The organism is Maribacter sp. UH1 (assembly GCF_056839145.1).
Genome location: NZ_CM166387.1, coordinates 2,369,012 through 2,381,117, shown reverse-complemented (window position 1 = coordinate 2,381,117; position 12,106 = coordinate 2,369,012). Strand labels below are relative to the sequence as shown.

The 12,106-nt window shown below is 36.6% G+C and carries 8 protein-coding genes; 6 read left to right on the top strand and 2 right to left on the bottom strand.

The genetic code is table 11. The annotated features are described in order from the left end of the window. Positions 1–15: 15 nt before the first annotated feature. The gene (locus tag UH1x_RS10415) at positions 16–438 is read right to left on the bottom strand and encodes a tellurite resistance TerB family protein (RefSeq protein WP_482621627.1); all 423 of its coding nucleotides are present in this window, start codon (positions 436–438) and stop codon (positions 16–18) included. A gap of 102 nt (positions 439–540) precedes the next feature. Here UH1x_RS10415 and UH1x_RS10410 point away from each other — a divergent pair, with 102 nt between their 5' ends. The 5 genes from UH1x_RS10410 to UH1x_RS10390 are packed head-to-tail and all read left to right on the top strand — an operon-like array spanning position 541 to position 7,265. Further along, on the top strand, positions 541–1,566 hold the full coding sequence (locus tag UH1x_RS10410; RefSeq protein WP_482621626.1) for a ligase-associated DNA damage response exonuclease: 1,026 nt from the start codon (positions 541–543) through the stop codon (positions 1,564–1,566). After that, positions 1,563–3,182 (top strand): ATP-dependent DNA ligase, encoded by a 1,620-nt coding sequence (locus tag UH1x_RS10405; protein WP_482621625.1) that lies wholly within the window; start codon positions 1,563–1,565, stop codon positions 3,180–3,182. Before UH1x_RS10410 ends, UH1x_RS10405 begins: the two co-directional genes overlap by 4 nt. Next, complete coding sequence (locus UH1x_RS10400; RefSeq protein WP_482621624.1) at positions 3,175–5,643, top strand: ligase-associated DNA damage response DEXH box helicase; 2,469 nt, start codon at positions 3,175–3,177, stop codon at positions 5,641–5,643. The genes UH1x_RS10405 and UH1x_RS10400 overlap by 8 nt, the downstream gene beginning before the upstream one ends. 11 nt (positions 5,644–5,654) lie before the next feature. Beyond that, complete coding sequence (pdeM, locus tag UH1x_RS10395; protein ID WP_482621623.1) at positions 5,655–6,404, top strand: ligase-associated DNA damage response endonuclease PdeM; 750 nt, start codon at positions 5,655–5,657, stop codon at positions 6,402–6,404. A 57-nt stretch (positions 6,405–6,461) separates the two neighbouring features. Further along, entirely contained in the window at positions 6,462–7,265 is an 804-nt protein-coding gene (locus tag UH1x_RS10390; protein ID WP_482621622.1) for a tryptophan-rich sensory protein, read from the top strand. On the opposite strand, the gene UH1x_RS10385 is transcribed toward UH1x_RS10390, so the two are convergent. Beyond that, positions 7,262–8,611: a dihydrolipoyl dehydrogenase family protein gene (locus UH1x_RS10385; protein ID WP_482621621.1), complete on the bottom strand. Its 1,350-nt coding sequence runs from the start codon at positions 8,609–8,611 to the stop codon at positions 7,262–7,264. The genes UH1x_RS10390 and UH1x_RS10385 overlap by 4 nt on opposite strands. A gap of 125 nt (positions 8,612–8,736) precedes the next feature. Here UH1x_RS10385 and mfd point away from each other — a divergent pair, with 125 nt between their 5' ends. After that, positions 8,737–12,105, top strand: a complete 3,369-nt coding sequence (gene mfd, locus UH1x_RS10380) for a transcription-repair coupling factor (RefSeq protein ID WP_482621620.1) — start codon at positions 8,737–8,739, stop codon at positions 12,103–12,105. Position 12,106: the final 1 nt, after the last annotated feature.

The following is a 12,106-nucleotide window of genomic DNA, read 5'->3' as shown; positions in this document are numbered from 1 at the left end:
TTATACTTTCGGTATTTATTTTTCTAGAAGATATAGATAATCTTCAAAATCCAGTTTACCACCAAATATAATTACAGAGCGCTCTATTATTTTATCAGCCTTATCTCCCGTAAAGCCAAGACCAATAGCATATTTTTTAATTAGAATTCTCTCTTCATCATCAATTTCGTGATCAGAGTATACAATTCTAAATAAGTCATATAAACGTTCTAATCTTTTCTCAGAATCCGGTGTAGAATCTATTGGGTATTTATTTTCTTTCTTAAATACCTCTTTATATTCAGACTCGGTAATATCTAACTTACTAGCAAAACGGTCTAATAATTTTTTTTCTTCGGTACTAATTTCACCGTCAATAGACGCTAAAGTTGCTAAGGCTGCAAAATGAGCTAAGTTTCTTCTGTGCTCACCGCTACTATATAAATCTGCAAAAGACATATCTTATTTTTTAATTATTGAGCAAATATAAATTTTTTAGAGGTCATAGTTTCGTTTGTCATCAACTTTGTTTGCAACCTAAAGTTGTAACTTGTTATCGCTATGAAATCTCCTCTATTACAATTTACAAGCAAAGGTATCTATTGCGAAAAGGCACAAGTATATCTTGATCCATGGAAACCAGTTGACCATGCCATAATATCACATGGTCATGCAGATCATAGTAGATATGGTCATAAAAAGTATATAACACATCATAGAAATGTTCCTATTATTCTTCACAGATTAGGTGAAATCAATGTTACTGGAAAAGAATGGGGAGAAACATTTATAATAAATAACGTAAAATTTAGTCTGCACCCTGCAGGTCATATAATTGGTTCATCACAAATACGTGTAGAACATAAAGGTGAGGTTTGGGTGTTTACAGGCGATTATAAAACCGAAAATGATGGCATTTCCACTCCGTATGAGCCTATAAAATGCAACACATTTATAACCGAATGTACTTTTGGACTTCCTGCATTTAAATGGACGCCACAAGCAGAAGTGCTAGAGAACATAAATAATTGGTGGGCAGAAAATAAAGCTGAAGGCAAAACCTCTATACTTTTTGGCTATAGTTTAGGTAAGGCGCAGCGTCTATTAAAATATTTAAATACGGACATTGGTGAAATTTACACCCATGGCGCCATTGAAAATATGACAGAGGTATTGCGCCCTCTTGTAGATTTTCCAAAAACGACTTTGATTACCAGGGAAACAAAAAAAGAGCAATTACTGGGCAATATTGTATTAGCACCGCCAAGTGCACATGGCAGTACGTGGATCAGAAAAATGGTACCTTATGTAACTGCTTCCGCAAGCGGATGGATGACCTTTAGAGGAGCTCGCAGAAGAAGAGCCATAGATAAAGGTTTTGTATTAAGTGATCATTGCGATTGGCCTGGACTTCTACAAAGTATTGAAGCAACAGGAGCGGAAAAAATTATCTGCACACACGGGTACACAGATATATTCTCCAAATATTTGCGAGAACAAAGTTATGATGCACGAACTGAAGCTACACAATACGGTGAAGAAGAAAACGAAACCGCACTGGCTTCAAAATCTACTGCAGCCATATGAAAAATTTCGCCCAGCTCATAAAGACACTAGATAGCACCAATAAAACGACGGTTAAGGTACAGGCATTGACCGATTACTTTTTAAAAGCCAACGATGCCGATAAGGTATGGACAATAGCTATTTTATCTCATAGAAGACCACCAAGACCTGTCAATACCACCCTTTTAAGAACTTGGGCATCAGAATTGGCAAATATACCTTTGTGGTTATTTGAAGAGAGTTATCATATTGTAGGTGATTTAGCCGAGACCATAGCATTGGTCATTCCTGCAGCAAATCAGTCATCAGATAAAAGCCTGACAGTCTTCTTACAAGAAATGATCGACTTAAAAAAGAAGACAGATGAAAAAAAGAAAACTTATTTATATGAAAACTGGAAAGTACTTAACTACTACGAACGTTTTGTGTTTACAAAATTGATAACTGGCGGATTCAGAATTGGAGTAAGTCAAAAATTAATGACCCGGGCATTAGCCAAAGCTACCGAAATAGATGAAGATATACTAGCCTATAAACTTATGGGAAATTGGGACCCGAACACTATATCTTTTCAGCAATTGGTTCTTGAAGAAAATGAAAGTGATTACCTATCTAAACCCTACCCCTTTTATTTAGCCTATGCAATAGAAGGTGAAGCTTCTGACTTAGGCGATATTCATGACTGGTCAGCAGAACATAAATGGGATGGTATCCGCTCACAAGTTATCCTTAGAAATGATGAACTTTTTGTGTGGAGCCGTGGTGAAGAATTGGTAACGGATAAGTATCCCGAATTTGAAAAATTTATAAGCGTAATTCCCAATGGTACTGTTATTGATGGCGAAATTCTTCCTTATCCTAATGGAACAATTGGAACATTTAACGATTTACAAACTCGTATTGGGCGTAAGAATGTAACCGCGGCACTTATGAAAAAAGTACCTGTTATTTTAAAAGCCTATGACATTTTAGAATGGGAAGGAAAAGATATTCGACAATTGCCTTTTATGGAACGCAGGGAGATTTTAGAGAAAATGTTTAAAGACATCACCGAACGTAGCCAAAACGAAATACCGCTTCACATTTCTGAAACAATGCATTTTAAATCATGGGATGAGTTGGCACAAGAAAGAGACCGCTCTCGTGAAATGCATAGCGAGGGATTAATGCTAAAAAGAAAAGATTCTCCCTATTTAGTAGGACGAAAAAAGGGTGATTGGTGGAAATGGAAAGTAGACCCGTTAACAATTGATGCCGTACTTACCTATGCTATGCGAGGGCATGGAAGGCGCAGTAATCACTTTACAGATTATACCTTTGCCCTTTGGAGAGACAATGAGAAAGGAGAAAAAGAACTGGTAACTTTTGCAAAGGCTTATTCCGGTTTAACGGATGCGGAATTCAGAAAGCTTGATGCCTGGATAAAGAAAAATACCCTAGAAAGATTTGGACCTGTAAGAAGTGTTACACCTCATCACGTCTTCGAAATTGCTTTTGAAGGTATCGCTTTATCTAAGCGACATAAAAGCGGAATAGCCACTCGTTTCCCAAGAATGTTACGATGGCGAAAAGACAAGAACATTCATGAAGCAAATACGCTTGAGGATTTGAAGGGATTAATTCCGAGTAATGAATAGAGAGAAGTTATACGATATCGCAGAAAATTGGTTTCAAGAACAAGATTGGAAACCGTTTAAATTCCAAAAAGATACTTGGAAAGCATTTCTACAGGGTAAAAACGGACTCCTAAATGCGCCTACAGGTAGTGGTAAAACATATGCATTGTGGTTTCCTATCGTATTGAATTACATTAAAAACAATCCCGATTATAAGACAAAGCATAAAAAGGGATTAAAGGCAATTTGGATTACCCCACTACGTGCATTATCCCAAGAAATCAAACAATCCGCAGAACGCATTACTTTAGATTTAGGCACCCAAATGACCGTTGGTATTCGATCTGGAGATACCCCCACGAAAGAACGCGCTAAGCAAAAAAAGCAGATGCTAGATTTGCTGATCACCACTCCCGAAAGCCTACAGCTACTTTTAGCATCAAAAGGTTATGAGAAAATTTTTAAAGACTGTTCGGCAATTGTCGTTGATGAGTGGCACGAGATTCTTGGTACCAAACGGGGTGTACAAATGGAACTTGCACTATCTCGCTTAAAAAATGTATCGCCACAATTACGCATTTGGGGAATCTCCGCAACTATAGGTAATTTAGAACAAGCACGAGATGTGCTACTAGGTATTGAATCTCAAACTCTTGAAAATTCCGTTCTCATAAAAGCCAAAATCAATAAAAAGATTACGGTAAAAAGCATCATTCCTAAAAAGATGGAGACCTTTCCTTGGCGTGGTCATTTAGGTTTACACTTACTGGAAGATGTTGTACCCATTATCAATAACAGCAAGACCACTTTACTTTTTACAAATACTAGAAGTCAGTGCGAAATTTGGTTTCAGAAAATACTGGAAAAACACCCTGAATATGCAGGTGAAATGGCAATGCACCATGGTAGTATAAATAAAGAAACACGGGTTTGGGTAGAAAATGCCATTAGAAATGAACAGCTAAAAGCGGTTGTTTGCACCTCTAGTTTAGACTTAGGTGTAGATTTTGCTCCCGTAGAAACTGTAATTCAAATTGGCGGTCCAAAAGGGGTTGCCCGATTTCTACAACGAGCAGGGCGTAGCGGTCACAGACCTGGTAAGGAAAGTGTTATCTATTTTTTACCTACGCATGCGATTGAGCTTATAGAAGCATCGGCATTGCAAAAAGCAGTAAAGCAGAATACCGTTGAAGACCGCATGCCCTACCTCAACAGTTATGATGTGCTCTTGCAGTATTTAACCACTTTGGCGATTTCTGACGGATTCTATCCTAATGAAATTTATCAAGAAATAAAGCAAACATTTTGCTACCAAGCACTTACTGAAGAAAAGTGGCAATGGTTATTGAATTTTTTGGTGATGGGCAGCCAAAGTTTACAGAGTTATGACGAGTATAAAAAAGTAGAAATTGAAGAAGATGGCAAGTTCAAGGTGAATAATCGCGGTGTTGCGATGCGCCATCGATTTCAAATAGGCACTATTGTAGGTGATGTAAATTTATCTGTCAAGTACCAAAAAGGAGGCTACATTGGATCTATTGAAGAGTTCTTTATTTCTAAACTAAATAGAGGTGATGTTTTTACGTTTGCGGGCAGAAACCTAGAATTCATTCGGATAAAGGAAATGACAGTTCAGGTAAAAAACTCGAACAAAAAAACCAATAAGATATCTAGCTGGATGGGTAGCCGACTAACACTATCTGCCCAAATGTCAGAATTACTACGAAACGAATTATATAGTTCTGGCGAACCTATAAAAAATCAATCTGCAGAAATACGGGCATTGAAACCTCTTTTTGACCGACAACGAAGAGATAGCATTGTACCCAAACCTTCGGAATTTTTAATTGAAACCTTTAAAACTCGCGATGGCTACCATCACCTCTTCTACCCTTTTGAAGGTCGTTTTGTTCACGAAGCCATGGGCAGCTTACTGGGCTATCGTATTAGTTTGCTCTCCCCTATTACTTTTTCATTAGCATTCAATGATTACGGTTTTGAACTATTATCTGACCAACCCATAGATATTCAGCAAGTATTGGATAATGATCTGTTTACGACAGATTATATGTTAGATGATTTGCAAAAAAGCTTAAATGCTACCGAAATGGCACGTCGCAGGTTTAGAGATGTTGCCATTATTAGCGGTATGGTCTTTACCGGCTACCCTAAAAAGGGAATAAAAATGAAGCATTTGCAAAGTAGTTCTCAATTGTTGTTCGATGTATTTAGAGATTATGAGCCTGACAATTTGTTATTTCAACAAGCCTTTACCGAGACTTTTGAACACCAATTAGAAGAAGGTCGTTTACGATTGTCCTTAGAGCGAATTGCAACACAAGAAATCGTTTGGAAGGCGTGCGATCAACCCACGCCATTTTCTTTCCCTTTAATTACCGAACGTGTGGGACGCGAAAAATTATCAAGCGAAAAATTAGCTGATAGAATTAAAAAGATGGCTGCACTATTGATGAAGAAATAAAAAACTTGCCCTTGAGCCCCAAAGGTGAAATTTCTGTTCTTGAAGTCAAAATGAATTTTAAATCCGGACTTTCTTGTAATTTTGCATTAATGACCCATTCCATCACCCTTCATAATCAAACTTTTGAAATGCATTTCTCTGGCGCATTATTCTGGTCAGAAAATTCAATGCTATTGATCAGCGATGTACATCTAGGCAAGGTTACTCATTTTAGAAAATATGGTGCTGCCGTACCACAACAAGCCGTAAAGCAAAATTTTGACGCTTTAACTGAAGTTGTAGACTATTTTAAACCTAAAACAATTATTTTTTTAGGTGATTTATTCCATTCCTCATTAAATATAGAATGGGCAATTTTTGAAGAATGGGTAAAAACCATATCAGCTGAAATCATTCTTGTAAGCGGCAATCATGATATTATATCGCCCTCAAAATATGAAGCTTTATCAATAAAGGTAATTCCCGAATTGATAGTCGATTCTTTCTTATTGACCCATCACCCAGAAGAACGGGAAGGTCTTTTTAATTTTTCGGGACACATACACCCCGCCATTAAATTAAGTGGATTAGGTAGGCAATCGGTTCGGCTACCTTGTTTTTATAAAACCGACCATCAAATGATAGTTCCAGCATTTGGTGAATTTACGGGCACCTACACTTTAGAACCTTGTGATGGTTGTGAGGTCTATGCTCTTTTAGGCGATGCAGTACTACCTGTTCCTATAAAAGAGGTGAAAAAGAAGCGTAAATACCGAAAATAGTTCGTTTAATGTGCTAAAGAGCATAACTTTATAAGATAACCGCTATAGTTTTACATTATGAAAAAGAAGCTATCCGTTCTCAACTTAGTCTCCGTTATTTTGGTCATTCTAGTGAATTACATTTCACAGGCATTTTCTTTAAATGATACCACAATAGGTGAAATGAGCGCCAAGTATGCTAATTTGTTTACTCCTGCAGGATATGCTTTCGCCATTTGGGGTGTTATATTTTTGAGCCTACTGGCATATGGTATTTTTCAAGTAAAAAGAGCTTTTTTCAGTGATAAACCAAGTGATTTTATTGAACAAACAGGTTACTGGTTTGTCTTAGCGAATATTCTAAACTGCTGTTGGGTAATTGCATTTATGTACAATTACACAGGACTTTCAGTTATAATTATGTTAGGTATTCTGCTTTCACTCATAAAAATTATTCTGAACACAAACATGGAAAGATGGGATGCACCTATAGAAGTACTGGCTTTTGTTTGGTGGCCTATTTGTTTTTATAGTGGATGGATATCAGTTGCCACCATAGCCAATATATCAGCATATTTAAGCAAGCTAGATTGGAACGGGGGTATTTTATCTGAACAAGCCTGGACGATAAATATGATAGTAGCAGCAACAGTCATTAATCTATTAATGATATGGAAGAGAAATATGAGAGAATTTGCTCTTGTTGGTGTTTGGGCATTGGCAGCCATTTTTGTAAGACATTATGGCTCTAATATGTACATTGCCTATTCAGCAATGGCAGGTGCTATTATTCTTTTTATCACCATTGCAGCACATGGAATCAAAAACCATAAAACTAGTCCGTTTAAAAAACTTCAAGAACGATTACAGGAGAAATCCTAAACCATATTTTTTATATCATTTACCCAAGATGGATATGAGAAAATAGTGGATTTTATATCACTATCCGTCATTCCATTATTTATTGCCATGGTAAAGATATTTATTGTCTCACCGGCATCTGGTCCTAATAAATGAGCACCAACAATCTCATTGGTTCGTGCATTCAAAATAACTTTATAGGCGTATAAAGGTGTGTTTATTCTTTTGGCATTGAACCAATCTGTCGCTATTTCAAATTTGACATGTACATTTTTAAACCTAGCTCTTGCCTCATCTTCAGAATAACCTACGGTTGCCAAATTAGGCAATGTAAATACCACTGAAGGTATTACAGGGACTTCTAATTCTTTCTTATTCCCCTTTAAAATATTTTCAGCCACCACATAACCTTGCCTACCCGAGAGCGGAGTTAGCGGTAAATTCTTATCTGAAACATCGCCACAAGCATATACATTAGGGTTACTTTTACTTTGCAAAAAGTTATTGGTTTCAACACCTTTATCGCTAAAATCAACATTGCCTTTTTCAAGATCTAAAGCCGCTAATGCTGGTACACGACCGGCAGTATTATAAAATTCATTAGCTCCTATCGTCTTTTCTACACCTTTAATTTTATACGTCAGCCTACGTAATTTTCGCTTCTTTTTCAAAGAAATCGGTGTTGCTTCAAAAATGAATTTTATACCTAATGACTCAGAATATTTTCTAAGCTCTTTTACTAAATCTTCATCAAACGCATGTAAAGGTCTTTTACCGGTATCTATAACAGTTACTTCCGCTCCAGCTCTTGCCGCCATGTGAGCGAACTCCATTCCTATATACCCTGCACCCACAAATACAACTTTAGAAGGAAGCTTCTTGAGATTTAAAAAATCGTCACTATTCTTAAAATGCTTTGCCCCAGGTATTGTTAGTGTTCTTGGTATTTGCCCTGTTGCAATCACGATCTTTTTTGCAGTAATTTTTTTACCTTCTACTAACAGACTGTTTTTGTCTATAAATTTTGGAGATTGATGAAATAGTACTATCCCCTTTTCTTTTAAAATACGCTCGGTAGAAACGGGAATATTGGTTGTAAAATTTCGCTTATATTTCTGCAGTTGTTTCCAATTGATTTTAGCAGGTTTACTAATACCCTTTCCTTTTAAATTTTCACTTAATTCGTATGCTTCCATAGCACCCAATAAAATTTTCTTTGGATCGCATCCTCTATTGGCACAGGTACCACCAAACTCACGATTATCTGCTATTGCTACTTTTATACCGGCTTTTACACAAGCTTTCGCAACGGTTTGCCCCGCAATTCCGCTTCCAATTACAAAAACATCAAATTCCTTATCATCCATAAAACAGCACTTTTTACAATAAGTTACAATTTGCGACTTTTTACGGGCAATATGTAGCCCATTTGTGATAATAATGAGTGGTATCCATTTCTTAGGTATCCGTATATTTGCAAAAACTTAAACTGTTGAGTCATTCTTCAATACAACAACGGTATAGCCAGTCTCCCCAAATAGGGAAACTGCAAAACGCTATTTCCGATTCTGAAAATTCAGGCACTAAAAACGTTCAATTAAAAGGTCTTGTAGGGTCGTCGTTATCCTTTGTACTCTCAACCATCTTTCAATTAGAAGATCGCCCGTTTTTGGCAATCTTCAATGATAAAGAAGAGGCTGCGTATTATTTAAACGATTTGGAACGACTAATTGGTGAAGATAAAGTTCTTTTTTATCCAGGTAGTTATAGAAGACCTTATCAAATTGAAGAAACAGACAATGCCAATGTACTGTTACGTGCAGAAGTTTTGAACAGAATAAATTCAAGAAAAAAACCCGCGATAATAGTCACTTACCCAGATGCACTTTTTGAGAAAGTAGTTACCAGAAAAGAGTTGGATAAGAATACCCTGAAAATGAAATTGGGGGATACACTTTCATTAGACTTTTTGAACGAGATTTTATTCGAATATAAATTTAAGCGTGTCGATTTTATTACCGAACCAGGTGAGTTTTCTGTTCGTGGGGGTATTGTAGATGTATATTCTTTCTCTCATGACGAACCCTATAGAATTGAGTTTTTTGGTGATGAAATTGATAGTATTAGAACTTTTGATGTAGAAACACAGCTATCTAAAGAAAAGGTAAAGTCAATTACCATTGTGCCAAACATGGCAGATAAATTTCTAATTGACAAAAGACAGAGCTTTTTAACTTATGTATCCTCTAATACCTTAGTTTTCGCTAAGAATACCGACTTTTTATTTGATAGGTTAGATGATTTCTTTGAAAAGGCCAAAGAAGCTTTCACAAAATTATCAAAAGACATTAAACATGCCGAGCCTGAAGAATTGTTCATGGGTGGTAAAGAGTTTAACGAGCAATTATCTGGCTTTACACTTTTAACACAAGATGCCAAGCGCGATGCTCCCAACCTAATTGAATTCCATTCAAAACCTCAACCATCTTTCAATAAAAAGTTCGATTTATTAATCGATAATTTAAACGGTTATAAAGATAAAGGCTACACCAATTATATCTTTTGTGCCAGTGAGCAGCAAGCCAAACGTTTTCATGACATTTTTGAAGAGGTAAACAAACAGGTTCACTACCAAATCATAGTGTCTCCGTTATTTCAAGGTTTTATTGATGATGACCAAAAATTGGTTTGCTATACCGATCACCAAATTTTTGAGCGTTATCATAAATTCCATTTAAAGAACGGCTACGCAAAAAAGCAAGCAATTACTTTAAAAGAGCTGAACAAGCTTGAAATTGGTGATTACGTTACCCACATTGATCACGGCATAGGTAAATTTGGAGGCTTACAAAAGATAGACGTTGAAGGTAAAAAGCAAGAAGCCATAAAATTAATGTATGGCGAACGTGATATTCTGTATGTAAGCATACATTCATTACACAAAATTTCCAAGTTCAATGGTAAAGACGGTGCACCACCAAAAATTTACAAATTGGGCTCAGGTGCATGGAAGAAAATTAAGGACAAGACCAAGTCACGCGTCAAAAAAATTGCCTTTAACCTTATTAAAATTTACGCAAAACGTAGACTGGAAAAAGGGTTTCAATATAGCCCGGACAGTTACTTGCAGAATGAACTTGAGGCATCTTTTATTTATGAGGACACCCCAGATCAAAGTACCGCTACCGAAGATGTAAAAAGAGATATGGAAAGCGAGCGACCAATGGATCGTTTAATATGTGGCGATGTAGGTTTTGGAAAAACAGAGATTGCCATTCGTGCAGCATTTAAAGCTGTAGACAACGGTAAACAAGTAGCAGTTTTAGTACCTACAACCATATTGGCATTTCAGCACCATCGTACTTTTGCCGAGCGTTTAAAGGACATGCCGGTAACGGTAGATTATCTGAACAGATTTAGAACGGCAAAAGAGAAAAAAGACACCATACAAAGATTAAGTGAAGGTAAAGTCGATATTATTATTGGCACCCATCAATTGGTCAATAAAAACGTTAAGTTCAAAGACCTTGGGCTTTTAATTGTTGATGAGGAACAAAAATTTGGGGTTGCGGTAAAAGACAAATTAAAGTCCATTAAAGAAAATGTGGATGTATTGACCTTAACGGCAACACCTATACCAAGAACCCTTCAATTTAGTTTAATGGCGGCTCGTGACCTTTCTACAATTACTACTGCCCCACCAAATAGATACCCAATTGAAAGTCAGGTAGTACGTTTTAATGAAGAAGTTATTAGAGATGCGGTCAGTTATGAAATTGAACGTGGCGGTCAAGTTTTCTTTATTCACAATCGTATTGAAAATATTAAGGAAGTTGCCGGTATGATTCAAAGATTGGTGCCAGACGCTAAAGTAGGTATTGGTCACGGTCAAATGGAAGGTAAAAAACTAGAAGCTTTAATGCTTGGCTTTATGAATAGCGAGTTTGATGTTCTAGTTTCAACCACCATTATAGAAAGTGGACTTGATGTTACCAATGCGAATACTATCTTCATTAACAATGCGAATAATTTTGGGTTGAGTGATTTACACCAAATGCGTGGGCGTGTGGGTCGTGGAAATAAAAAGGCATTTTGTTACTTTATTACTCCGCCGTACGAAGTAATGACAAGCGATGCCCGTAAAAGAATTGAAGCATTAGAGCAGTTTACGGAATTGGGCAGCGGATTCAATATAGCCATGAAAGATTTAGAGATTCGTGGTGCGGGAGATTTATTGGGTGGAGAACAAAGTGGATTCATCAACGAAATTGGGTTTGAAACGTATCAAAAAATACTAGCCGAAGCCATAGATGAGTTAAAAGAAAACGAATTTAAGGACCTGTATGAGGAAGTAGAAGGCAAACATGAGAAGGTCTTTGTAAAGGAAACACAGATAGATTCTGACTTTGAGTTGCTCTTTCCTGATGACTACATCAATAATATTACCGAAAGACTAACGTTATATACAGAGTTGAACCAAGTAAAAGACGAAGCAGCGCTTCAAAAATTCGAGGCTCAATTGGTAGATCGTTTTGGCGAATTACCCGAAGAAGCTCAAGATCTATTGAATTCCGTTCGCATAAAATGGATAGCAAATAGTATAGGACTAGAGAAAATAGTAATGAAGCAAGGTAAAATGATCGGGTACTTTATAAGCGATCAACAATCGGCATTTTATCAAACTGCAACATTTACAAGAGTATTACAATACGTGCAGTCACATGCACAGCAATGTAAAATAAAAGAAAAAAAGACCCGTAACGGTTTAAGATTGTTATTAGTATTCGAAAATATACGATCGGTAGACAGGGCATATTTGGCATTGAAGCCATTTGAAATTAAAGAAAAAACAACTGCATAAT

Bases quoted from the DNA above. Each gene is read 5' to 3' on its own strand.
- UH1x_RS10415 (WP_482621627.1), bottom strand. From the start codon at position 438: ATGTCTTTTGCAGATTTATATAGTAGCGGTGAGCACAGAAGAAACTTA.
- UH1x_RS10410 (WP_482621626.1), top strand. From the start codon at position 541: ATGAAATCTCCTCTATTACAATTTACAAGCAAAGGTATCTATTGCGAA.
- UH1x_RS10405 (WP_482621625.1), top strand. From the start codon at position 1,563: ATGAAAAATTTCGCCCAGCTCATAAAGACACTAGATAGCACCAATAAA.
- UH1x_RS10400 (WP_482621624.1), top strand. From the start codon at position 3,175: ATGAATAGAGAGAAGTTATACGATATCGCAGAAAATTGGTTTCAAGAA.
- UH1x_RS10390 (WP_482621622.1), top strand. From the start codon at position 6,462: ATGAAAAAGAAGCTATCCGTTCTCAACTTAGTCTCCGTTATTTTGGTC.
- UH1x_RS10385 (WP_482621621.1), bottom strand. From the start codon at position 8,611: ATGGATGATAAGGAATTTGATGTTTTTGTAATTGGAAGCGGAATTGCG.